This window comes from Pantoea sp. Tr-811 (assembly GCF_011752535.1).
Lineage (GTDB): Bacteria > Pseudomonadota > Gammaproteobacteria > Pseudomonadales > Pseudomonadaceae > Aquipseudomonas.
On record NZ_VWXJ01000025.1, the window covers coordinates 55,824 to 78,756 of the forward strand.

At 62.7% G+C, this 22,933-nt stretch carries 18 protein-coding genes and 1 other RNA gene; 10 read left to right on the forward strand and 9 right to left on the reverse strand.

What is annotated here, in order from left to right:
* The 6 genes from carB to grpE form a co-directional block, all read right to left on the reverse strand.
* Entirely contained in the window at positions 1–3,222 is a 3,222-nt protein-coding gene (gene carB, locus F3J44_RS26770; RefSeq protein WP_167277471.1) for a carbamoyl-phosphate synthase large subunit, read from the reverse strand.
* 106 nt (positions 3,223–3,328) lie between these two features.
* Positions 3,329–4,465 carry a glutamine-hydrolyzing carbamoyl-phosphate synthase small subunit gene (carA, locus tag F3J44_RS26775; RefSeq protein ID WP_167070808.1) on the reverse strand — a complete coding sequence of 379 codons (1,137 nt, stop codon included), beginning with the start codon at positions 4,463–4,465 and terminating at the stop codon, positions 3,329–3,331.
* Between the two features lie 300 nt (positions 4,466–4,765).
* Complete coding sequence (gene dapB, locus F3J44_RS26780) at positions 4,766–5,572, reverse strand: 4-hydroxy-tetrahydrodipicolinate reductase (protein ID WP_167277473.1); 807 nt, start codon at positions 5,570–5,572, stop codon at positions 4,766–4,768.
* A gap of 13 nt (positions 5,573–5,585) precedes the next feature.
* Positions 5,586–6,710, reverse strand: coding sequence for a molecular chaperone DnaJ (dnaJ, locus tag F3J44_RS26785; protein ID WP_167070806.1), 1,125 nt, complete (start codon positions 6,708–6,710; stop codon positions 5,586–5,588).
* A gap of 198 nt (positions 6,711–6,908) precedes the next feature.
* Positions 6,909–8,834 carry a molecular chaperone DnaK gene (dnaK, locus tag F3J44_RS26790; RefSeq protein ID WP_167277475.1) on the reverse strand — a complete coding sequence of 642 codons (1,926 nt, stop codon included), beginning with the start codon at positions 8,832–8,834 and terminating at the stop codon, positions 6,909–6,911.
* Positions 8,835–8,935: 101 nt separating this feature from the next.
* On the reverse strand, positions 8,936–9,490 hold the full coding sequence (grpE, locus tag F3J44_RS26795) for a nucleotide exchange factor GrpE (protein ID WP_167070804.1): 555 nt from the start codon (positions 9,488–9,490) through the stop codon (positions 8,936–8,938).
* Between the two features lie 190 nt (positions 9,491–9,680).
* Here grpE and recN point away from each other — a divergent pair, with 190 nt between their 5' ends.
* A complete protein-coding gene (gene recN, locus F3J44_RS26800) occupies positions 9,681–11,354 on the forward strand; it encodes a DNA repair protein RecN (RefSeq protein ID WP_167277476.1) in 1,674 nt (557 codons plus the stop codon).
* A 197-nt stretch (positions 11,355–11,551) separates the two neighbouring features.
* Here the strand turns inward: recN and fur are convergent, their stop codons facing one another.
* Positions 11,552–11,956 (reverse strand): ferric iron uptake transcriptional regulator, encoded by a 405-nt coding sequence (gene fur, locus F3J44_RS26805; RefSeq protein WP_167070802.1) that lies wholly within the window; start codon positions 11,954–11,956, stop codon positions 11,552–11,554.
* A gap of 97 nt (positions 11,957–12,053) precedes the next feature.
* On the opposite strand from fur, the gene F3J44_RS26810 reads away from it, so the two are divergent.
* Entirely contained in the window at positions 12,054–12,587 is a 534-nt protein-coding gene (locus tag F3J44_RS26810) for an outer membrane protein assembly factor BamE (RefSeq protein ID WP_167277478.1), read from the forward strand.
* Positions 12,588–12,657: 70 nt separating this feature from the next.
* Here the strand turns inward: F3J44_RS26810 and F3J44_RS26815 are convergent, their stop codons facing one another.
* Positions 12,658–13,092, reverse strand: coding sequence for a type II toxin-antitoxin system RatA family toxin (locus F3J44_RS26815; RefSeq protein WP_167070800.1), 435 nt, complete (start codon positions 13,090–13,092; stop codon positions 12,658–12,660).
* A 163-nt stretch (positions 13,093–13,255) separates the two neighbouring features.
* Here F3J44_RS26815 and smpB point away from each other — a divergent pair, with 163 nt between their 5' ends.
* The gene (smpB, locus tag F3J44_RS26820) at positions 13,256–13,738 is read left to right on the forward strand and encodes an SsrA-binding protein SmpB (RefSeq protein ID WP_003249914.1); all 483 of its coding nucleotides are present in this window, start codon (positions 13,256–13,258) and stop codon (positions 13,736–13,738) included.
* Between the two features lie 125 nt (positions 13,739–13,863).
* Here the strand turns inward: smpB and F3J44_RS26825 are convergent, their stop codons facing one another.
* Positions 13,864–14,631, reverse strand: coding sequence for an FCD domain-containing protein (locus F3J44_RS26825; RefSeq protein ID WP_167070799.1), 768 nt, complete (start codon positions 14,629–14,631; stop codon positions 13,864–13,866).
* Between the two features lie 256 nt (positions 14,632–14,887).
* On the opposite strand from F3J44_RS26825, the gene F3J44_RS26830 reads away from it, so the two are divergent.
* The 7 genes from F3J44_RS26830 (at position 14,888) to F3J44_RS26860 (ending at position 22,624) form a co-directional block, all read left to right on the forward strand.
* Entirely contained in the window at positions 14,888–16,558 is a 1,671-nt protein-coding gene (locus tag F3J44_RS26830; protein ID WP_167277480.1) for a lactate permease LctP family transporter, read from the forward strand.
* Positions 16,559–16,621: 63 nt separating this feature from the next.
* Positions 16,622–17,767 (forward strand): FMN-dependent L-lactate dehydrogenase LldD, encoded by a 1,146-nt coding sequence (gene lldD, locus F3J44_RS26835; protein WP_167277481.1) that lies wholly within the window; start codon positions 16,622–16,624, stop codon positions 17,765–17,767.
* 73 nt (positions 17,768–17,840) lie between these two features.
* A complete protein-coding gene (locus F3J44_RS26840; RefSeq protein ID WP_167277482.1) occupies positions 17,841–20,654 on the forward strand; it encodes an FAD-binding and (Fe-S)-binding domain-containing protein in 2,814 nt (937 codons plus the stop codon).
* A 239-nt stretch (positions 20,655–20,893) separates the two neighbouring features.
* Positions 20,894–21,187 (forward strand): hypothetical protein, encoded by a 294-nt coding sequence (locus F3J44_RS26845; RefSeq protein ID WP_167070795.1) that lies wholly within the window; start codon positions 20,894–20,896, stop codon positions 21,185–21,187.
* A gap of 102 nt (positions 21,188–21,289) precedes the next feature.
* Positions 21,290–21,681, forward strand: a transfer-messenger RNA (tmRNA) gene (gene ssrA, locus F3J44_RS26850).
* Between the two features lie 393 nt (positions 21,682–22,074).
* Positions 22,075–22,317 carry a hypothetical protein gene (locus F3J44_RS26855; protein ID WP_167277483.1) on the forward strand — a complete coding sequence of 81 codons (243 nt, stop codon included), beginning with the start codon at positions 22,075–22,077 and terminating at the stop codon, positions 22,315–22,317.
* 37 nt (positions 22,318–22,354) lie between these two features.
* Entirely contained in the window at positions 22,355–22,624 is a 270-nt protein-coding gene (locus F3J44_RS26860; RefSeq protein WP_167070794.1) for a DUF3077 domain-containing protein, read from the forward strand.
* Positions 22,625–22,933 lie beyond the last annotated feature (309 nt).

The window sequence follows — 22,933 nt, forward strand, 5'->3', positions numbered from 1 at the left end:
TCATGCTTTGAGTCCTGCATGCAGATCCTGAAGGCGACGAACGGTCTTCTCAGGACCGAATTTCAGCGCCTCGCAGATGGCTTCACCCGCCGCGATGGTAGTGGTGCAGTAAATCTTGTGCTGCAGCGCATTGCGGCGAATCGAGTAGGAATCGGCAATCGACTGGCGGCCTTCGGTGGTGTTGATGATCAGCGACACTTCGTCGTTCTTGATCATGTCGACCACGTGCGGGCGACCCTCGGTCACCTTGTTCACGCGGCGCACTTTCAGGCCAGCCGCTTCGATCACCTTGGCGGTACCTGCAGTTGCAACCACTTCGAAGCCCAGGGCGATCAGGTCGCGGGCAACGCCAGCCACTTGTGGCTTGTCGTCGTCACGCACGCTGATGAACGCGGTGCCGCCGGTTGGCAGCACTTCGCTGGCACCCATCTGGGCCTTGGCGAAGGCTTCACCGAAGCTGTCACCGACACCCATGACTTCACCGGTCGATTTCATCTCAGGGCCGAGGATCGGGTCAACCCCTGGGAACTTGGCGAACGGGAAGACGGCTTCCTTGACGCTGTAGAAGTTCGGGATGATTTCCTGGGTGAAGCCCAGCTCTTTCAGGGTTTTGCCAGCCATGACGCGGGCGGCGATCATGGCCAGGGAGGTGCCGATGCACTTGGACACGAACGGCACGGTACGCGAGGCACGCGGGTTGACTTCGATCACGTAGATCTTGTCGCCCTGCAGGGCCAGCTGCACATTCATCAGGCCGACCACGCCCAGCTCCAGGGCCATTTTCTTGACCTGTACGCGGACTTCGTCCTGCACTTCCTTGCTCAGCGAGTAAGGTGGCAGCGAGCACGCCGAGTCACCGGAGTGAACACCGGCCTGCTCGATGTGCTGCATGATCGCGCCGATGACCACGTCGGTGCCGTCGCACACCGCATCCACGTCCATCTCGATGGCGCAGTTGAGGAAGTGGTCGAGCAGCACTGGGCTGTCGTTGGACACTTGCACCGCTTCACGCAGGTAGCGCTTGAGTTCGTCCAGTTCGTAGACGATTTCCATGGCACGGCCGCCCAGTACGTAGGACGGGCGAACCACCAGCGGGTAGCCGATGCCGCCAGCGGCGCTGATGGCTTCTTCCTCGCTGCGCACGGTGGCGTTTGGCGGCTGCAGCAGGTTCAGGCGCTGAACCATCTGCTGGAAACGCTCGCGGTCTTCGGCGCGGTCGATGGCGTCCGGGCTGGTACCGATGATCGGTACGCCGGCTTCTTCCAGGGCGCGGGCCAGTTTCAGCGGGGTTTGGCCGCCGTAGTGGACGATCACGCCTTTAGGCTTCTCGACGCGGCAGACTTCCAACACGTCTTCCAGGGTCAGCGGCTCGAAGTACAGGCGGTCGGAGGTGTCGTAGTCGGTGGAAACGGTTTCCGGGTTGCAGTTGACCATGATGGTCTCGTAACCGTCTTCACGCAGCGCCAGGGCGGCGTGTACGCAGCAGTAGTCGAACTCGATACCTTGGCCGATACGGTTCGGGCCGCCACCCAGGATCATGATCTTGTCGCGGGTCGACGGGTTGGCCTCGCACTCTTCCTCATAGGTGGAGTACAGGTAGGCGGTGTCGGTGGCGAACTCGGCGGCGCAGGTGTCGACGCGCTTGTACACCGGGAACACTTCCAGCTTGTGGCGGTGACGGCGCAGGTTCTTGTCGGTGATGCCGAGCAGCTTGGCCAGGCGCTGGTCCGAGAAGCCCTTGCGCTTGAGGCGCAGCATGTAGTCCTTGTCGATCGCCGACAGGGCCAGGGTCTTGACCTTCTCTTCTTCCTTGATCAGGTCTTCCATCTGCACCAGGAACCACATGTCGATGCCGGTGAGGTCGAAGATCTGCTGGCAGGTCATGCCCGAACGCATGGCGTCGGCGACGTACCAGATACGCTCGGCACCCGGCACGGTCAGTTCGCGCTTGAGGATGCTGGCCGCTTCAGGGTTTGCCAGGTCGACTTTCGGGTCGAGGCCGCAGGCGCCGACTTCCAGGCCGCGCAGGGCTTTCTGCAGGGATTCCTGGAAGGTACGGCCGATGGCCATGACTTCACCCACGGATTTCATCTGGGTGGTCAGGCGGGCGTCGGCTTTCGGGAATTTCTCGAAGGCGAAGCGTGGCAGCTTGGTCACCACGTAGTCGATCGACGGCTCGAAGGACGCTGGGGTGCGGCCGCCGGTGATGTCGTTCTGCAGTTCGTCGAGGGTGTAGCCGATGGCAAGCTTGGCGGCGATCTTGGCGATCGGGAAGCCAGTGGCCTTGGACGCCAGGGCGGACGAACGGGAAACGCGCGGGTTCATCTCGATCACGACCATGCGGCCAGTGTTCGGGCAGATACCGAACTGCACGTTGGAACCGCCGGTTTCAACACCGATTTCACGCAGCACCGCCAGCGAGGCGTTGCGCATGATCTGGTATTCCTTGTCGGTCAGGGTTTGCGCTGGGGCAACGGTGATCGAGTCGCCGGTGTGCACGCCCATCGGGTCGAAGTTCTCGATGGAGCAGACGATGATGCAGTTGTCCTTCTTGTCGCGGACCACCTCCATCTCGTATTCCTTCCAGCCGATCAGCGATTCGTCGATCAGCAGTTCCTTGGTCGGCGACAGGTCCAGGCCACGGGTGCAGATTTCTTCGAATTCTTCACGGTTGTAGGCGATACCGCCGCCGGTGCCGCCCATGGTGAACGACGGACGGATGATGCATGGGAAGCCAAGCTTCTCAAGCACCGCGTTGGCCTCTTCCATGCTGTGGGCGATACCGGAGCGCGGGCACTCAAGGCCGATATCCTTCATGGCCTTGTCGAAGCGCGAACGGTCTTCGGCCTTGTCGATGGTGTCGGCGTTGGCACCGATCATCTCCACGCCGAACTTTTCCAGAACGCCGTGGCGCTCCAGGTCCAGGGCGCAGTTCAGTGCGGTTTGCCCGCCCATGGTTGGCAGGACTGCGTCTGGGCGCTCTTTTTCGATGATCTTGGCCACCGACTGCCACTTGATCGGCTCGATGTAGGTGGCGTCGGCCATGGCCGGGTCGGTCATGATGGTGGCCGGGTTGGAGTTCACCAGGATGACGCGGAAACCTTCCTCGCGCAGGGCTTTGCAAGCCTGGGCGCCGGAATAGTCGAATTCGCAGGCCTGGCCGATCACGATCGGGCCAGCGCCGAGAATCAGGATGCTTTTGATGTCTGTACGTTTTGGCATGGTTGTCACTCAAATCCGCGGGTCAGTCGGCAAGCCGTCTTGAACAATCTGGGTCAGGCGCTTCCGGGCGCGGCGCAAGCCGGCCCGGGGCCTTGATGCAGGATGCTCAGCGGCGCTTGGCCATGGCATCGATGAAACGATCGAACAGTGGCGCGACATCGGTCGGGCCTGGGCTCGCTTCAGGGTGGCCCTGGAAGCTGAACGCGCTCTTGTCGGTGCGTTCGATACCCTGCAGGGTGCCGTCGAACAGCGACTTGTGGATGGCGCGGACATTGCCCGGCAGGGTAGCTTCATCCACGGCGAAACCGTGGTTCTGGCTGGTGATCATGACCACGCCGGTGTCCAGGTCCTGGACGGGGTGGTTGGCACCGTGGTGGCCGTGGCCCATTTTCACGGTTTTGGCGCCGGAGGCCAGGGCCAGCAGCTGGTGGCCGAGGCAGATGCCGAACACCGGAATCTCGGTTTCAAGGATTTCCTTGATGGCCTGGATGGCGTAGTCGCATGGCTCCGGGTCACCAGGGCCGTTGGACAGGAACACGCCGTCCGGATTCAGTGCCAGCACTTCGCTGGCCGGGGTTTGCGCAGGCACCACGGTCACGCGGCAGCCGCGGGCGACCAGCATGCGCAAGATGTTCAGCTTGACGCCGAAGTCGAAGGCAACCACGTGGTACGGCAGGTCGGCCGCCTCGATGGTCGGGTGGCTGTCGGTTTTCAGCTCCCACACGCTGGAACGCCACTCGTAGCGCTCGGTGGTGGAAACGACCTTGGCCAGGTCCATGCCCTTGAGGCCTGGGAAGGCGCGGGCGGCGGCGATGGCGGCTTCTTCGCTGATGTTGTCACCGGCGAGGATGCAACCGTTCTGGGCGCCCTTTTCACGCAGGATACGGGTCAGGCGACGGGTGTCGATGCCAGCGATGGCGACGACGTTGTTGGCCTTCAGGTATTCAGGCAGCGACTGGGTGTTGCGCCAGTTGCTGGCCAGCAGCGGCAGGTCGCGAATGACCAGGCCAGCGGACCAGACACGGTTCGACTCGGCGTCTTCCGGGGTGGTGCCGGTGTTGCCAATGTGCGGGTAGGTCAGGGTGACGATTTGCTGCGCGTAGGAAGGGTCTGTAAGGATTTCCTGGTAGCCGGTCATAGCGGTGTTGAATACCACCTCACCGACGGTTTGACCGTCGGCACCGATGGCTTCACCGCGGAAAATACTGCCGTCGGCAAGGGCGAGTATGGCTGGCTTTGTCAAGAAGACCTCCCGTTAATCAAGCATGAAAGGGCGATCGCAGGTTGCAAAAAAGCGGAGTGACGTATGGACACGTCACCCCGCTTTTATGTGCTGAATTCAATTCGCTGCGCGCTTTTAGTGGACACACTAAAGCTGTAGCTTACAGAAAAGTGCGTTTTGGGTCTACCGAATATGTGTCTCTTAAACACATGATTGCGACAGACTGAGATCGGCGGCGCCTGCTTCGCGGGGCAAGCCCGCTCCTACAGGGTGTGTAGGAGCGGGCTTGCCCCGCGAAGAAGCCCACACCGCTGGAACGGCTCAACGCAGCTCCAGCACATCCTGCATGTCATACAGCCCAGGCTCACGCCCATCGAGCCACAGCGCCGCACGCACCGCGCCCTTGGCAAAGGTCATGCGGCTGGAGGCCTTGTGGGTGATCTCCACGCGCTCGCCTTCGGCGGCGAACAGCACGGTGTGGTCGCCCACCACGTCACCGGCACGCACGGTGGCAAAGCCGATGGTCTGGCGCTCACGCGCACCGGTCTGCCCCTCACGGCCATACACGGCCACTTCCTGCAGGTCACGGCCCAAGGCCTGGGCAACCACTTCGCCCATGCGCAGCGCGGTACCCGACGGCGCATCGACCTTGTGGCGGTGGTGGGCTTCGAGAATTTCGATGTCCACGTCATCACCCAGCACCCGCGCAGCGGTATCCAGCAGCTTCAGGCACAGGTTCACACCCACGCTGAAGTTGGCGGCGAAGACGATCGGGATTTCCTTGCCCACCTCCACCAGCAGTTGTTTCTCCTGCGCGGAGAACCCGGTGGTACCGATGACCATGGCCTTGCCCGCCTTGCGGCAGAACGCCAGGTTCTTCAGCGTCACCGACGGGTGGGTGAAGTCGATCAACACGTCGAATTCGTCGGCAACCTTGGGCAGGTCGTCGGAAATGGTTACGCCAATTCGGCCCAGGCCCGCCAGCTCACCGGCATCGGCGCCAACCAGGGTGCTGTCCGGGCGGTGAATCGCCGCGGTCAGGCCTGCCTTGGGCGCCTGCTGCTGAACAGCCTCGATCAGCACCTTGCCCATGCGCCCGGCGGCGCCCATCACTGCAATACGTCGCATAGCCTGTTCCTTGTCAGAGGTCGCCGAAGAAGCGCTTCACGCCGTCGAACCAGCCACTGGCCTTGGGCGAGTGGGAGCTGTCGCCTTCCAGCGAGCTGCGCAGTTCTTCGAGCAGTTCACGCTGACGACGGCTCAGGTTGACCGGGGTTTCCACCGCCACGCGGCACAGCAGGTCACCGGCACCACCACCACGCACCGGCGCCACACCCTTGCCACGCAAGCGGAACTGCTTGCCGGTCTGGGTGCCTTCCGGAATTTTCAGCTTCACCCGGCCATCGAGGGTCGGCACTTCCAGCTCGCCACCCAGGGCAGCGTCGGTGTAGCTGATCGGCACTTCGCAATACAGGTGCTTGCCGTCGCGCTGGAAGATCTCGTGCTCACGCACGTTGATCACCACATAGAGGTCGCCGGTCGGGCCACCGTGGGTGCCCGCCTCGCCCTCGCCGGACAGGCGAATGCGGTCGCCGGTATCGACGCCCGCTGGCACCTTGACCGACAGGGTCTTGTATTCCTCGACACGGCCTTCGCCATGGCACGAGGTGCAGGGGTCGGTGATGATCTTGCCCTGGCCATGGCAGCGCGGGCAGGTTTGCTGCACCGAGAAGAAGCCCTGCTGCATGCGCACCTGGCCGATACCGCCACAGGTTGGGCAGGTCGAAGGTGTGGAACCCTTCTTGGCGCCGGTGCCGTCGCACGGCTTGCAGTTGACCAGGGTCGGCACACGAATGCTGACCGTGGTGCCGCGCACCGCTTCTTCCAGGTTCAGCTCCAGGGTGTAGCGCAGGTCGCTGCCACGCTGGGCACCGCCACGGCCGCCGCCGCGCCCGCCACCGAAGAAGTCGCTGAACACATCGCCGAAGATGTCGGAGAAGTTGGCGCCGCCGAAGCCTGCACCACCGCCACCCATGCTCGGGTCGACGCCGGCGTGGCCGTATTGGTCGAACGCCGCGCGCTTGCTTGCGTCAGACAGCACTTCGTAGGCCTCGTTGGCCTCCTTGAACTTGTCTTCGGACTCTTTATCGCCCGGGTTGCGGTCCGGGTGGTATTTCATCGCCAGACGGCGGTAAGCCTTCTTGAGGTCAGCTTCGCTGGCGCCGCGCTCGACACCCAGAACCTCATAATAATCACGCTTGGACATAGGTCATTTGCACCTTGTTGGGCGTCTGGCATCTGCGCCGCGCCATCAGCACCTGCCTGCACGCCACGAATGGCACGGGCAACTGCTGTAAAAAAATCTCGAATTCCAGATACGCCAACGCGGGAGCAAGCCCCCGCGCGGCGACATCCTACCAGTTCACCGGCCTAAGCCGGTGAACGGGTCGACAGCATGCAACGATTACTTCTTGTCGTCGCCTTTCACTTCTTCGAACTCGGCGTCAACCACGTCGTCGTGCTTGGCTTCCGGCTCGGCCTGCTGGGCGCCGCCCTGAGGCTGCTCAGCCGACTGCTCGGCGTACATCTTCTGGGCAACCGGTGCCGACACCTTGGACAGCTCTTCGACCTTGGCGTCGATGGCAGCCTTGTCGTCGCCTTTTACAGCGGCTTCCAGGGCAACCACGGCCGCTTCGATGGCGGTTTTCTCTTCGGCAGTGACCTTGTCACCGGCGTCAGCGACCATCTTGCGGGTCGAGTGAACCAGCGCATCACCCTGGTTACGGGCAGTGGCCAGCTCTTCGAACTTGCGGTCTTCCTCGGCGTTGGCCTCGGCGTCACGCACCATTTTCTCGATTTCTTCGTCGGACAGGCCGGAGTTGGCCTTGATCACGATCGATTGTGCCTTGCCGGTGGCCTTGTCTTTCGCGCCGACGTGCAGGATGCCGTTGGCGTCGATGTCGAAGGTCACTTCGATCTGTGGAACGCCGCGTGGTGCTGGCGGGATCTCGGACAGGTCGAACTTGCCCAGCGATTTGTTCTGCGAAGCCTGCTTGCGCTCACCCTGCAGCACGTGAATGGTCACAGCGCCCTGGTTGTCGTCGGCCGTGGAGAACACCTGCGACTTCTTGGTCGGGATGGTGGTGTTCTTCTCGATCAGCGCGGTCATCACGCCACCCATGGTTTCGATACCCAGGGTCAGCGGGCTGACGTCCAGCAGCAGCACGTCTTTCACGTCACCGGCCAGTACCGCACCCTGGATGGCAGCGCCCATGGCCACGGCTTCGTCCGGGTTGACGTCCTTGCGGGCGTCCTTGCCGAAGAAGTCGGCAACGGCTTTCTGCACCAGCGGCATACGGGTCTGGCCGCCGACCAGGATCACGTCGTCGATCTTGCTGGCGTCGATGCCGGCATCTTTCAGGGCGATGCGGCAAGGCTCGATGGTACGGTTGACCAGGTCTTCGACCAGCGACTCCAGCTTGGCGCGGGAGATTTTCACGTTCAGGTGCTTCGGACCGGTTGCATCTGCAGTGATGTACGGCAGGTTGACGTCGGTCGACTGAGCCGAGGACAGCTCGATCTTGGCCTTTTCAGCGGCTTCTTTCAGGCGCTGCAGGGCCAGTGGATCGTTCTTCAGGTCCATGCCGGACTCTTTCTTGAACTCGTCGACGAGGTAGTCGATCAGGCGCATGTCGAAGTCTTCGCCACCCAGGAAGGTGTCGCCGTTGGTGGCCAGTACTTCGAACTGGTGCTCACCGTCGACTTCGGCGATTTCGATGACCGAAACGTCGAAGGTACCACCACCCAGGTCATAAACGATGACGGTGTGGTCGCCCTTGGCCTTGTCCATGCCGTAGGCCAGTGCAGCGGCAGTCGGCTCGTTGATGATGCGCTTGACGTCCAGGCCGGCGATGCGACCGGCATCCTTGGTAGCCTGGCGCTGGCTGTCGTTGAAGTAGGCCGGAACGGTGATGACCGCTTCGGTGACTGGCTCGCCGAGGTAGTCTTCGGCGGTTTTCTTCATTTTTTTCAGAACTTCGGCGCTGATCTGTGGTGGCGCCATGTCCTTGCCGCTGGCCTGTACCCAAGCGTCGCCGTTACCGGCCTTGACGATTTTGTAAGGCACCAGCTTGATGTCTTTCTGTACCACTTCTTCTTCGAAGCGGCGGCCGATCAGGCGCTTTACCGCGAACAGGGTGTTGTGCGGGTTGGTGACCGCCTGGCGCTTGGCCGACTGGCCAACCAGGATTTCGCCGTCGTTGGCGTAGGCCACGATCGAAGGGGTAGTACGCGCGCCTTCGGCGTTTTCGATGACCTTGACGCTACCGTTTTCCAGAATGGAGACGCACGAGTTGGTGGTCCCCAGGTCGATACCGATGATTTTGCCCATGTTAACTCTCCCGAAACTTGAATTTGGCGGCAGCGGCTACTTTGGCCAACTGCAGTAATACTTGATCGCTTGACACCTAGATGGGGTTGCCCAGAAGGATTTCAAGCCTTCTCGTCGATAGAAGGTTGCGGGGCAGCCGGCGCCTTGCTGACCACCACCATGGCGGGGCGCAGCAGGCGGCCGTTGAGCAGGTAGCCCTTCTGGAACACGTTGAGCACGCTGTTGGGCTCGACGTCGGCGCTTTCCTGCATGGCCATGGCCTGGTGGTGCTCAGGGTTGAATGGCTGGCCGTGCGGGTCGATGGTTTCGAGCTTGTAGCGGTTCAGGGTGTCCTGGAACATCTTGAGGGTCAGCTCGACGCCTTCACGGGTGTTCTTGACCTGCTCGTCCTCAGGGTTGAGGTGCGCCAGGGCCATTTCCAGGCTGTCGATCACCGGCAGCAGGTCGCCCGCGAATTTTTCCAGGGCGAACTTGCGCGCCTTCTCGACTTCCTGTTCAGCGCGGCGGCTGGCGTTCTGCGCCTCGGCGACGGCGCGCAGGGATTGGTCCTTGACGGCGGCCAGCTGTTCTTCGAGCTCCAGAACGCGGGCGCCGTTATCCACTGCAGCGGCCTCTTCGGCATTAAGGTCTTTCTCGTTCAGCTGTTCGTCAGCCATGGGTTCTCTCCTGCGCAATGTCTGTTGTACGAGCAAAGCTCGCCGTGTCTGCCGGCTATATGGGGCCGGAAAATCCAGCTTCAAGGGGCAAGCGGGTTTGCCGGCCACCAGAAAATCCGCCAGGGGGCATTGGCAGGCCTGAAAAAACTACTGTATAAATAACCAGATCTGAACTTCGGGAGCCGCCCCCATGCTGGTGCACCTGTCCATTCACAACTACGCCATCGTCGAGCACCTCGACCTCGAAATCGCCCGCGGCATGTCGGTTATCACCGGCGAGACCGGCGCCGGCAAATCGATCATGCTCGACGCCCTGGGCCTGGCCCTGGGCGACCGCGCCGACAGCGGCGTGGTGCGCCCCGGCACCGACAAGGCGGACATCCTCGCCACCTTCGACCTGGTGGACATCCCCGAAGCCCACGCCTGGCTGGCCGAGCGCGACCTGAACAACGACGGCCTGTGCATCCTGCGCCGGGTGATTACCGCCGAGGGCCGCAGCCGCGGCTACATCAATGGCACGCCCTGCCCGCTTGGCGACCTCAAGGCCCTTGGCGAGCTGCTGATCGACATCCACAGCCAGCATGAGCACCAGTCGCTGCTGAAAACCGACACCCACCGCCGCCTGGTGGACGAGTACGCCGGCGCCATCGACCTGGCCCGCCAGGTGCAACTGGCCGCCAAGCGCTGGCACCAAACCCGCCTTGAGCGCGACCGCCTGGCCAATTCCGGCGACGAACAACGCGCGCGGCACCAGCTGCTCAGCTACCAACTGGAAGAACTGGACAACCTTGGCCTTGGCGAGCACGAGCTGGAACAGCTGGAGCAGGAGCACAAGAACCTGACCAGCGCCGAAGCCCTGTTCGGCATCTGCCGCCAGGTGATCGACCAGTGCAGCGAAAGCGACTCGGGCAACGTGCTCAGCGCCCTGACCGCCAGCCTCAACCGCCTCGGCGCCGCCACCACTGCGCCCAAGGCGCTGGGCGAGGCCGCCAACCTGATTGCCAGTGCGCAAATCCAGGTGGAAGAAGCCATGGGCGAGCTGAACCGCTTCCTCGACAACTTCGACGCCGACCCAATGCGCCTGCAGGCCCTGGAAGAACGCCTCGACACGATCTATACCTTGGCGCGCAAGCACCGCGTGCACCCCACCGAGCTGCCGCACCTGCAGCAGCAATTAATGGAAGAGCTGGAAACCCTGAACGCCAGCGACGAGTCAATCGAGCGCCTGGGCGAGGAGCTGGCGGCATTTGCCCAGCACTATAAAGAGAAGGCCATTGAACTCAGCGCCCTGCGCCAGCAGGCCGCACAGCAACTGGCCAGTGCCGTGGAGCTGGAAATCCAGCGCCTGGGCATGCCCGGCGGGCGCTTCTGCATCGAACTCACGCCCAACGAAGGGGCGGAACTGTCGCCGCACGGGCTGGAACAGGTGGAGCTGCTGGTCAGCGCCAACCCTGGGCAGCCGCTCAAGGGCCTGGCCAAGGTGGCGTCCGGTGGCGAGCTGTCGCGAATCAGCCTGGCCATCCAGGTGATCACCGCACAAACCTCGCGTATTCCCACCCTGGTGTTCGACGAAGTCGACGTGGGCATCGGCGGCCCGACGGCGGAAATCGTCGGCCAACTGCTGCGCCGGCTGGGCGAGCGTGGCCAGGTACTGACCGTGACCCACTTGCCCCAGGTAGCGGCACAAGGGCACCACCACCTGTTCGTGCACAAGGTACGCAACAGCGACACCACCCACACCGCCGTGGCCAGCCTGGGCAAACGCGAGCGGGTGGAGGAAGTGGCGCGAATGCTGGGCGGCATCGACCTGACCAAGGAATCCCTGGCCCATGCGCGCAAGATGGTGGTTTCCGGCAAGGCTTAACAGCCCCCTGCCTTGCACACGCCCCCCTGTAGGAGCGAGCAAAGCTCGCGATGGGCTGCACAGCAGCCCCCGGCGCTCTATGGCACCGGCCTTGCCGGTGTTCGCGGGGCAAGCCCGCTCCTACAGGTATTCCAGGGTTCATAAAGCACAAAGGCGACCCGAAGGTCGCCTTTGCTATTCATACACGATCGAAATCGTTACTTTTTCTTACGCACATAGAGGACCAGGTTGTGGTCCACCAGCTCGTAGCCATGCTCGGCCACGATCTCTTTCTGACGGCGCTCGATTTCAGCATCCATGAATTCGATGACTTCGCCATTCTCCACGTTGACCATATGGTCGTGGTGGCCGCCATCCGCCAGCTCGAACACCGCGTGGCCGCCGTCGAAGTTGTGGCGCACCACCAGACCCGCCGCTTCGAACTGGGTCAGTACGCGATAGACGGTTGCCAGACCGACATCCTCGCCAGCCTCCATCAGCGCCTTGTAGACATCCTCGGCACTCATGTGACGCTGCTCGGTAGAATCGAGCATTTGAAGGATCTTGACTCGAGGCAGGGTTACCTTGAGACCGGCTTTGCGCAATTCGCTATTTTCAACCATGGTCAGCTTTCTCGCCGATGCTGCTTCGCAGCTTCTCTTAATACGGGTATGATCGGGGTTTACGTTGTCCAGCCAAGATAGTGGAAGTCGCCCACCGATGCAAAACACCAAGCTCTTGCTAAACAGCCTCGCCCTCGCGGGACTGCTCGCACTCGCCGGTTGCTCGTTTCCCGGGGTTTACAAAATCGACATCCAGCAGGGCAATGTCGTCACGCAAGACATGATAGACCAATTGCGGCCGGGAATGACCCGACGGCAAGTAAGGTTTATCATGGGTAACCCGCTGATTCAGGACACCTTCAACACCAACCGGTGGGATTACCTGTACAGCCTGCAACCTGGTGGCGGCAAGCGCCAGCAGGAACGCATGAGCATCTTCTTCAACGAGAACGACCAGCTGGTCAGCCTGTCTGGCGACTTCATGCCGGGCGTCAGCCGCGACCAGGAAATCCTCGGTGGCAGCAGCGACACCACGGTCAGCCCGACGGCCCAACCAGAGCAGGCCAAGCCGCAACAAGTGGAAAAACCCGCCAAGCCAGGCTCGGTGGAAGAGTCCATCCAGCGCGAGATCGATACCATCGAAACCACGCCAGTGCCTACCCCGGCACCGCTGGAAACCTCGCCGCAGTAACGGCAGGCATAAAGAAAAGCCCGGACCATGGTCCGGGCTTTTTCATGTCAGGGCCATTCAGCGCCTGGGCTTAGCCATTGAGCTGCTTGGCACGCTGGCAGAACGCATCCACCAGGGTATTGGCCGCCTGGTTGAACAGTGGCCCCAGGGTTGCGCGCACGATGGCCCCTGCGTAGTCGAAGGTTAGGTCCAGGCTGATCTTGCAGGCTTTCTCACCCAACGGCTTGAACACCCAAACGCCATGCAGCTGGGTGAACGGCCCCTCCTCCAGGTTCATCTCGATCGACTGCCCCGGCACCAGCACATTGCGCGTGACGAACTGCTGGCTCATGCCGCCCTTGGCCACTTCCAGCTTGGCGCGCATGTGGGTGTCAGTGCTCTCGATCACGGTCGAGGCCGAACACCACGGCAGGAATTCAGGGTAGCTGGCCACATCGTTGACCAGATCGTAAAGCGCCTGGGCAGGGTACGGCAGCAGGGCGGAGCGTTGAATATGGGTAGTCATCCAGGCGTCACTTCCAAGGCTGGGTGGCGGCGCTTCGCAGCGCGCCGAAAACAGGTTCTGTGCGTATGACAGGCCTTGTATTGTCCGGTATTCATTGCAGTGGCTCAAGCACACCGAAATCCCATAGCCGACCGCGCAATGACTTGCCTATAATGCCGCCCCTATGGCTAAACAAAAGAAACATCCGACCGGGACCATCGCGCAAAACAAAAAGGCGCGACACGATTACTTCATCGAGCACAAGTTCGAGGCCGGGCTGGTCCTGTCCGGTTGGGAAGTAAAAAGCCTGCGGGCCGGCAAGGCGCACCTGACCGACAGCTACGTGCTGCTCAAGGATGGCGAAGCCTGGCTGTTCGGCAGCCACATCACCCCGCTGACCACCGCCAGCACCCACGTCATCGCCGACCCTACACGCACCCGCAAGCTGCTGCTGAACAAGCGCGAGCTAGAGCGCGTGGAAGCCGCCGTGGCGCAGAAGGGCTACACCTGCGTGGCCCTGGCGCTGTACTGGAGCAAGCACCTGATCAAGTGCGAGATTGCACTGGGCAAGGGCAAGAAGGAGTTCGACAAGCGCGACACCATGCGCGAACGTGACTCCAACCGCGAGCTGCAGCGTGCGGTGCGGAACAAGGGCAAGGAAGAATAATACTTCTTTAGCCTGCTCTGGCCTCTTCGCGGGGCAAGCCCGCTCCTACAGGGACCGCACAAATCCTGAGATGTGCGCCAAACCTGTAGGAGCGGGCTTGCCCCGCGAAGAAGCCAACGCCGACATCAGCGCCCGCTGCGCCGCTCTGCCCGCGCAACCCGCTGGGCCTCGCTCTGCGCCTCTTCCAGCACTTCCTGCACATACAGAATGTGCCGGCTGGACACCTCCCGCGCATCCTCCGCCCTGCCCTCGACAATCGCCTGGTACAACTCGCGATGCTGCGCAATCAGCATGTCCCGGGTTTCGCTGCGCTGCTGGTACATGCCACCAATGTTGGTCACCACGTTGCGCTTGAGCAGGTCGAACAAGCCCCGAATGGTATGCAGCAGCACCGCATTGTGGCTGGCCTCGGCAATCGCCAGGTGGAAGCGCGCATCGGCTGCGCCCTCCTCGGCCCGGGTGACTTCATCAACCCGGGCATAGCAGTCCTGCAAGGTGTCGAACGCCGCCTTCAACCGCGCCCGGTCAGGCTCGGTGGCGCGCTGGGCCGCATAGTAGGCGCATGACGCCTCCAGCGTGTGACGGAACTCCAGCAAGTCGCGCTGCGCCTCGGTGCTGTGTTCCAGCAACTGCAGCAACGGGTCGCTGAAGGTCGAGCCCAGCGCCTCGGCCACATAGTTGCCGCCGCCCTGGCGGCTTACCAGCAAGCCCTTGGCCACCAGCTTCTGGATCGCCTCGCGCAGTGACGGGCGCGACACACCGAACTGCTCCGCCAGGGCACGCTCGGCCGGCAAGCGCTGCCCAGAGGTCAGGGTGCCTTCGAGAATCATCCCTTCCAACCGATCGACAATGTCGTCGGACAGGCGCCGCTGGCGGACCTGATCAAAAACCATCACATGCTCTCCACAAACCCCCGGGCAAATTCAGGGGGCGCCTATTCTCGCCCATCTGCGCCGCGCCAGCACGCATCAGCCGACGATTTTCCCAGCGCTGCAGCCGCCCGTTCATCGCCACACGACCAAAGTTTTGCACAGGACAAATTGACACACCCACAACAGCGCTTTTAACCTAGCGACCAGCCATTGTAAATTGGTATTACCAATTATCCAGTACCAGTGCCTGACCAACAACAATTAGGGGCCACCCCATATGCAAACCTGGCAACAACTCTATACCCCGCTTGGCAGCCTCGGCCTGTCCGCACTGGCGGCGGTCATTCCCATCGTGTTCTTCTTCCTGGCCCTGGCCGTGTTCCGCCTCAAAGGCCACGTCGCCGGCAGCATTACCCTGGCCCTGTCGGTGCTGGTGGCGATCTTCGCCTTCCAGATGCCTGTCGACATGGCCCTGGCCGCTGCAGGTTATGGCTTCCTTTACGGCCTGTGGCCGATTGCCTGGATCATCGTTGCCGCAGTGTTCCTGTACAAACTCACGGTCAAGAGCGGCCAGTTCGAAGTGATCCGCAGCTCGGTGCTGTCGATTACCGACGACCAACGCCTGCAGGTACTGCTGATCGGCTTCTGCTTCGGTGCCTTCCTCGAAGGCGCGGCCGGCTTCGGCGCCCCGGTGGCCATCACCGCCGCACTGCTGGTGGGCCTGGGCTTCAACCCGCTGTACGCCGCCGGCCTGTGCCTGATCGCCAACACCGCACCGGTGGCCTTCGGCGCCCTGGGCATCCCGATCATCGTCGCCGGGCAGGTAACCGGCATCGACGCCTTCCACATCGGCGCCATGACCGGCCGCCAGCTGCCGCTGCTGTCGCTGTTCGTGCCGTTCTGGCTGGTGTTCATGATGGACGGCCTGCGCGGCGTCAAGGAAACCTGGCCCGCCGCCCTGGTGGCCGGCCTGAGCTTCGCCGTCACCCAGTACTTCACCTCGAACTTCATCGGCCCAGAGCTGCCCGACATTACCTCGGCCCTGGTCAGCCTGATCTGCCTCACCCTGTTCCTCAAGGTATGGCAGCCCAAGCGTTCGTTCGGCCAGGCCAAGGGCAGCGTCGGCGCCGCCGTGGTGCAGCCGAGCGGCAGCCAGCCCACGCCTTACAGCTTCGGTGAAATCTTCAAGGCCTGGTCGCCGTTCCTGATCCTCACCGTGCTGGTAACGATCTGGACCCTGAAGCCGTTCAAGGCCGCCTTCGCCCCAGGCGGCGCGATGTACAACTTCGTGTTCAACTTCGCCATCCCGCACCTCGACCAGCTGGTGATCAAGACCGCACCGATCGTTACCGCGCCCACCGCCATGCCCGCGGTGTTCAAGCTCGACCCGATCTCCGCCACCGGCACCGCGATTTTCCTCTCGGCGCTGGTCTCCATGGCAGTGCTGAAGATCAACTTCAAAACTGGTCTGACCACTTTCAAGGAAACCCTCTGGGAGCTGCGTTGGCCGATTCTGTCGATCGGCATGGTGCTGGCCTTCGCCTTCGTCACCAACTACTCGGGCATGTCGTCGACCATGGCCTTGGTACTGGCCGGCACCGGCGCTGCGTTCCCGTTCTTCTCGCCGTTCCTCGGCTGGCTGGGCGTGTTCCTGACCGGCTCGGACACCTCGTCCAACGCCCTGTTCAGCTCGCTGCAGGCCACCACCGCGCACCAGATTGGCGTCAACGACACCCTGCTGGTGGCGGCCAATACCAGCGGCGGCGTAACCGGCAAGATGATTTCGCCGCAGTCGATCGCCGTGGCCTGCGCCGCCACCGGCCTGGTCGGCAAGGAGTCCGACCTGTTCCGCTTCACCGTCAAGCACAGCCTGTTCTTCGCCACCATCGTCGGCCTGATTACCTTGATCCAAGCCTACTGGCTGACCGGCATGCTGGTTCACCACTAAAGTGAAAGGGGCCGGGCGCCCGCGTGCGCCCGGCATCTCCTTCAACCCACGTTGCGAGAATCCATGATCATTTCCGCCTCCACCGACTATCGCGCCGCGGCCCAACGCAAGCTGCCTCCCTTCCTCTTCCACTACGCCGACGGCGGCGCCTACGCCGAGCACACCCTGCGCCACAACGTCTCGGACCTGGCCAGCATCGCCCTGCGCCAGCGCGTGCTGAAGAACATGGCTGAACTCAGCCTTGAAACCAAACTGTTCGACGAAACCCTGAGCATGCCCGTGGCCCTGGCCCCGGTCGGCCTCACCGGCATGTACGCCCGCCGTGGCGAAGTGCAGGCGGCGCGAGCGGCGGCAGCCCATGGTATTCCGTTCACCATGTCGACCGTGTCGGTGTGCCCGATCGAAGAAGTGGCCCCGGCCATCGACCGGCCGATGTGGTTCCAGCTCTACGTACTCAAAGACCGCGGCTTCATGCGCAACGCCCTGGAGCGGGCCAAGGCCGCCGGGGTGAAAACCCTGGTGTTCACCGTCGACATGCCCGTGCCCGGTGCCCGCTATCGCGACGCCCACTCCGGCATGAGCGGCAAGAACGGGCCGATGCGCCGCGTGCTGCAAGCCATGACCCACCCCGAATGGGCCTGGGACGTCGGCGTGATGGGCCGCCCCCACGACCTGGGCAACATCTCCAAGTACCGTGGCAACCCCACCGGCCTTGCCGACTACATCGGCTGGCTGGGCAACAACTTCGACCCGTCGATCTCGTGGAAAGACCTGGAGTGGATCCGCGATTTCTGGGACGGCCCAATGATCATCAAGGGCATCCTCGATGCCGACGACGCCCGTGATGCGGTGAAGTTCGGCGCCGACGGCATCGTTGTGTCCAACCACGGCGGCCGCCAGCTCGACGGCGTGCTGTCCAGCGCCCGCGCCCTGCCGGCGATTGCCGATGCGGTCAAGGGCGAGCTGAAGATTCTGGCCGACTCCGGCATTCGCAGCGGCCTCGACGTGGTGCGCATGATCGCCCTGGGCGCCGACACCGTGCTGATCGGCCGCGCCTTCCTCTGGGCCCTGGCCGTGCATGGCCAGGCCGGGGTGAAAAACCTGCTCGAACTGTTCGAGAAGGAAATGCGCGTGGCCATGGTGCTGACCGGTGCCAAGTCGATTGGCGAAATCACCCGCGAATCGCTGGTGCGTGAACTGGGCGCCTGAGCCTTATAGAAGTACCGCCTGAATGACCGGGGCATGCGGCGCGCCAGACGCCGTGGCCCCGCGAGGAGATTGCATGAGCCTGCCCGCCGCGTTCCTGCGTGATGCCGAGCGCCTGATACCCGCCGAACGCCGTTTCGACGACCCAACCTCTACCCTGGCCTTTGGCACCGACGCCAGCTTCTATCGGCTGATCCCGAAGCTTGTGGTGCGCGTCGAATCCGAGGACGAAGTGGTCGGGCTGATTCACCTGGCCCAGCGCGAGCGCGTGCCGGTCACCTTCCGCGCCGCTGGCACCAGCCTGTCTGGCCAGGCCATCAGCGACTCGGTGCTGATCGTACTGGGCGATAACTGGAACGGCCGCGAAATCCGCGGCCAGGGCACGCAGATTCGCCTGCAACCCGGCGTCATCGGCGCCCAGGCCAATGCCTGGCTGGCCCCCTACGGGCGCAAGATCGGCCCAGACCCGGCCTCGATCAACGCCTGCAAAATCGGCGGCATCGTCGCCAACAACGCCAGCGGCATGTGCTGCGGCACCGCGCAGAACACCTACCACACCCTTGCCGGCATGCGCCTGGTGCTGGCCGACGGCACCCGCCTGGACAGCGAAGACCCCGCCAGCGTCGCCGCCTTCGAAACGTCCCACGCCGACCTGCTCGCAGCCCTCGCCCGCCTGGGCCGGGAAACCCGCGCCAACACCGAACTGGCTGACCGCATTCGGCACAAATACCGGCTGAAGAACACCACCGGCCTGTCACTCAATGCGCTGGTGGACTACGACCAACCGCTGGATATCCTTCAGCACCTGCTGGTCGGTTCCGAAGGCACGCTGGGCTTTATCAGCGCCGTCACCTACAACACCGTGCCCGACCACCCGCACAAGGCCAGCGCCCTGCTGGTGTTCCCCAGTGTGGAAAGCTGCTGCCGCGCCGTGACCGTGCTCAAGCGCCAGCCCGTATCCGCCGTGGAACTGCTCGACCGCCGCAGCCTGCGCTCGGTGCAGAACATGCCGGGCATGCCGGTGTGGGTAAAGGGCCTGTCGGATGACGCCTGCGCGTTGCTGATCGAGTCCCGCGCCGCCAGCCAAAGCCTGCTGCACGAACAGCTGCAGCAAGTAATGGCATCGATCGACGACTACCCGCTGGAGCAGAAAGTCGATTTCAGCGAAGACCCGGCCGTGTACAACCAGCTGTGGAAAATCCGCAAGGACACCTTCCCCGCCGTCGGCGCCGTGCGCCAGACCGGCACCACGGTGATCATCGAAGACGTGACCTTCCCCGTCGAGCAGCTGGCCGAAGGCGTCAAGCGCTTGATCCAGCTGTTCGACAAGCACCGCTACGACGAGGCGATCATCTTCGGCCATGCCCTGGAGGGCAACCTGCACTTCGTGTTCACCCAAGGCTTCAACAGTGCCACGGAAGTGGCGCGCTACCAGGCCTTCATGGACGACGTGGCGCAGCTGGTGGCCGTGGAATTCGGCGGCTCGCTCAAGGCCGAACACGGCACTGGCCGCAACATGGCGCCATTCGTTGAGCTGGAATGGGGCCACGATGCCTACCAGCTGATGTGGGCGCTCAAACGCCTGCTGGACCCCAACGGCATCCTCAACCCCGAGGTGGTGCTGAGCAGCGACCCAGACATTCACCTGAAAAACCTCAAGCCGCTGCCCGCCGCCGACGAAATCGTCGACAAGTGCATCGAGTGTGGTTTCTGCGAGCCGGTGTGCCCCTCCAAGGGGCTGACCCTGAGCCCGCGCCAGCGCATCGTGATGTGGCGCGACATCCAGGCCAAGCAACGCGCCGGGGTGGATACCCGCGACCTGCTGCACACCTACCAGTACCAAGGCATCGACACCTGCGCCGCCACCGGCTTGTGCGCCCAGCGCTGCCCGGTGGGCATCAACACCGGCGAGCTGGTGAAGAAGCTGCGCAGCCAGGCCGCCAGCCATGCAACCACGGCCAACTGGCTGGCCGAGCATTTCCACACCGCGCTGGGCGGCGCCCGCCTGACCCTGACCGCCGCCAACACCGCCCGCAAGCTGCTCGGCGCCCCGCGCCTGGGCCGCCTGAGCGCGTCGCTGAGCAAGGCCAGCAAAGGCCGCCTGCCGCAATGGACGCCCGCCATGCCCCAGCCCCTGCGCACCGTGGCACTGCCCCCCGCCAGCAACGATGCACGGCCACGGGTGGTGTACCTTGCCGCCTGCGTTTCACGGGTGATGGGCCCGGCCTATGCCGACCGCGAGCAAAGCTCGCTGCTCGACAAAACCCGCGCCCTGCTGGAAAAGGCCGGCTACTTGGTGGTGTTCCCAGGCAACGCCGACAGCCTCTGCTGCGGCCAGCCCTTCGCCTCCAAGGGCTACACCGAGCAGGCCGAGCACAAGCGCCAGGAGCTGATTACCGCCCTGCTGCACGCCAGCCGCGGCGGCCTCGACCCGATCTACTGCGACACCAGCCCCTGCACCCTGCGCCTGGTGCAGGACCTGGCCGAAACCCGGCTGGACCTGTACGACCCGGTGCGCTTCATCCGCACCCACCTGCTCGACAAGCTGGAGTTCACCCCCCAGGAAGAACCGGTGGCCGTGCATGTGACCTGCAGCACCCAGCACCTGGGCGAGAGCCAGGCCCTGATCGACCTGGCGCGCCTGTGCAGCAAGCAGGTGGTGATTCCCGAAGGCATTCATTGTTGCGGGTTTGCTGGCGACAAGGGCTTTACCACCCCCGAGCTCAACGCCCATTCGCTGCGTAGCCTGAAGGATGCGGTGCAGTATTGCAGTGAAGGCATCTCCACTAGCCGTACCTGCGAGATTGGCCTGTCGAGCCATAGCGGTATCGACTACCACGGCCTGGTGTACCTGGTAGACCGCGTTACCCGCCCCCGGCGTTTAACGTAGGATTTTCGGCGTTTGTAAGACCGAGCGCCGCCCGCACACAAATGCGCCAGCCCTCACTGGCACGAAACAGACGTAGGAGCGAGCAAAGCTCGCGATGCGCCGCCCACGCGGCGCTCGATCTCCCAAGCGCCACAAATACACCGCCGCCCCCCCCAGCCCCCAACAAAATGGAACCCCCACAATCCCCCATCAGTCCACCTTAAAGGCCCACCCTCCCAGAGGCCTCAAAGGAGACACCCATGAAAGGTACCGCGCTTTCGGCCCTCTTCGCGGCCGCCACCCTCCTGGCATCCCCGGCCTTCGCCGCCGACGACCTCTGCACCGCCAACCTGCAGAAAATCGACGACAGCATGGCCACCGCCGGCGCCACCTCCGAGGGCTTGGACAAGGCCATCACCGAGCACGTCGACCAAGCCAAGGCCGCCCAGGCCAGCGGCGACACCAAGCAGTGCATCGCCATCACCAGCAAGGTGCTCGAACGCCTGGAAAAAACCGAGAAAGGCAGCGGTTCGGCCGGCGGCAGCGGCGCTTGAGCCTTCGCGCAGCGGGCGACCCGGCCGCCTGTCGACGCCGCCCGCGCAATGGCGTATACTCCACCTCACGTGCCGTAAGGTGCGTTAGCTTAGAGCTAGTGTGGGGCCGATCAGGATTCGACGCCGGTAGCGAAACTCTAGGTGCATGCCGAGTTGGTAACAGAACTCGTAAATCCACTGTTGCAACTTTCTATAGTTGCCAATGACGAAAACTACGAGGGTTACGCTCTCGCTGCGTAAGCAGCTGAGCCCGCTCTCCTGGTAGCTTCGGCTCCAGCAATCATCAGGGGATGCCTGTAAACCCGAAATGATTGTCATACAGAACAGGATCGTCGTGTAGCACGTTGGGGGCAAAGCGACTAAAACTTACCCAACTCGTCCAAAGCACCCTGCCCGTCGGGCGGCTGCGGATTAACTCAATAGACACGGCTAAGCATGTAGTACCGACAGCGGAGTACTGGCGGACGGGGGTTCAAATCCCCCCGGCTCCACCAAATCCAAGAAAGAAGACGCTTTAGGGCGTCTTTTTTTGTGCCTGGAGAAATGACAGCTGGGTGGATTGAGACGCTGCAGATTGTTTCTAAAAGCTTCGAAAAATCAGAATTTTTCCCTTTCTTGTAGTCCATTTCCCAAAGATACTGTCGATTGCTGTTTTCCGTTGCGATCAATTTTTCAGGGTTTTAGTCTCGGTGAGTCGTTGCTCATCAACGGCATGACTTTGACAGGTCGCAACGGTAAACAACAAACGGCTCGTCGTAATGGCGGCTGTACGTGCGGGCACGCTTGCGTGCGCCGGAACTTGTTGTTTCCGCCGGTCTGTCAACCCACGTACAGCTGCCACCCTCTGTTTGACAGCAGATGGTGACGGCCCTGAAATGGAAGCAATCATGTTGAAAATAGTCCCCGATCCACCCCACCTCCCCCAATCCCTGGAAGACACGCTGATGATGGCCGCCGACTACGCCCTGTGCGCCGAGGCCGTCACCCAGCAGGCAATGCTGATGCAGCCCAGGTCACCTGTGTCGCTGTTGATCATGGCGTCGATGCACGAGCTTGAAGCCCTACGCAAGCTACTGGAAGCAGCGCTGCTTCAACTTCAAAAGCCCGCAGACCCACGAACGCAGCACTGATCCGCGCAGGCATCTAAATCTTTCAGGGAGATCAACAATGACCACCGAAGCAACCCATTTCACCGTCGGCAAAACCACCTTCTACCAAGGTGAAAACCAGACCCACCCCCTGTTCCGCATCGAAGCCGGCATCCCCTGCCAAGTCGCCCGCGAGCAGGCCTCGGAACTGATGGGCTACGCCCGCGACCTGTCCATCGACGGCCTGATGGAAGAAAAACCCCAACTCCTCTGGGCCTCCCACTACCTCTGCGCCTTGGCCAAAGCCCTGCTCGACGACGCCGAACTAGGCATGACAAAAAACCCATAACCCCAAAAAGCCGCTCCGCTTCCCATGTAGGAGCGGCCTTGCGCCGCGAATGGGCCGCTAAGCGGCCCCAACGATCCCACCACCAACGCAGACATCCAGGAGAGCCCACCGATGCCGAAAACCGAAATCGCAGCCACCACCGACGCCTGCAGTCCAAATTTTCGTTACGGTCCAGCCCAACAACTATTGTAAGCGCTCCATGAACCCCACCTATCCAAAGATGGGCGAGCGCTTAGCTATGCAAATGAGGCGTGCAGTTCCACGGCAGCAAGGCTTCGTAATCATCCACTGAGCACGCCTGCGGCAGGC

Excerpts from the sequence above, each read along its gene's own strand:
- dnaJ (WP_167070806.1), bottom strand. The coding sequence starts at position 6,710 with ATGTCCAAGCGTGATTATTATGAGGTTCTGGGTGTCGAGCGCGGCGCC.
- dapB (WP_167277473.1), bottom strand. The coding sequence starts at position 5,572 with ATGCGACGTATTGCAGTGATGGGCGCCGCCGGGCGCATGGGCAAGGTG.
- smpB (WP_003249914.1), top strand. The coding sequence starts at position 13,256 with ATGGCTAAACAAAAGAAACATCCGACCGGGACCATCGCGCAAAACAAA.
- lldD (WP_167277481.1), top strand. The coding sequence starts at position 16,622 with ATGATCATTTCCGCCTCCACCGACTATCGCGCCGCGGCCCAACGCAAG.
- F3J44_RS26825 (WP_167070799.1), bottom strand. The coding sequence starts at position 14,631 with ATGGTTTTTGATCAGGTCCGCCAGCGGCGCCTGTCCGACGACATTGTC.
- F3J44_RS26840 (WP_167277482.1), top strand. The coding sequence starts at position 17,841 with ATGAGCCTGCCCGCCGCGTTCCTGCGTGATGCCGAGCGCCTGATACCC.
- grpE (WP_167070804.1), bottom strand. The coding sequence starts at position 9,490 with ATGGCTGACGAACAGCTGAACGAGAAAGACCTTAATGCCGAAGAGGCC.
- F3J44_RS26810 (WP_167277478.1), top strand. The coding sequence starts at position 12,054 with ATGCAAAACACCAAGCTCTTGCTAAACAGCCTCGCCCTCGCGGGACTG.
- F3J44_RS26855 (WP_167277483.1), top strand. The coding sequence starts at position 22,075 with ATGTTGAAAATAGTCCCCGATCCACCCCACCTCCCCCAATCCCTGGAA.
- fur (WP_167070802.1), bottom strand. The coding sequence starts at position 11,956 with ATGGTTGAAAATAGCGAATTGCGCAAAGCCGGTCTCAAGGTAACCCTG.
- recN (WP_167277476.1), top strand. The coding sequence starts at position 9,681 with ATGCTGGTGCACCTGTCCATTCACAACTACGCCATCGTCGAGCACCTC.
- dnaK (WP_167277475.1), bottom strand. The coding sequence starts at position 8,834 with ATGGGCAAAATCATCGGTATCGACCTGGGGACCACCAACTCGTGCGTC.
- F3J44_RS26830 (WP_167277480.1), top strand. The coding sequence starts at position 14,888 with ATGCAAACCTGGCAACAACTCTATACCCCGCTTGGCAGCCTCGGCCTG.
- F3J44_RS26860 (WP_167070794.1), top strand. The coding sequence starts at position 22,355 with ATGACCACCGAAGCAACCCATTTCACCGTCGGCAAAACCACCTTCTAC.
- F3J44_RS26815 (WP_167070800.1), bottom strand. The coding sequence starts at position 13,092 with ATGACTACCCATATTCAACGCTCCGCCCTGCTGCCGTACCCTGCCCAG.
- carB (WP_167277471.1), bottom strand. The coding sequence starts at position 3,222 with ATGCCAAAACGTACAGACATCAAAAGCATCCTGATTCTCGGCGCTGGC.
- F3J44_RS26845 (WP_167070795.1), top strand. The coding sequence starts at position 20,894 with ATGAAAGGTACCGCGCTTTCGGCCCTCTTCGCGGCCGCCACCCTCCTG.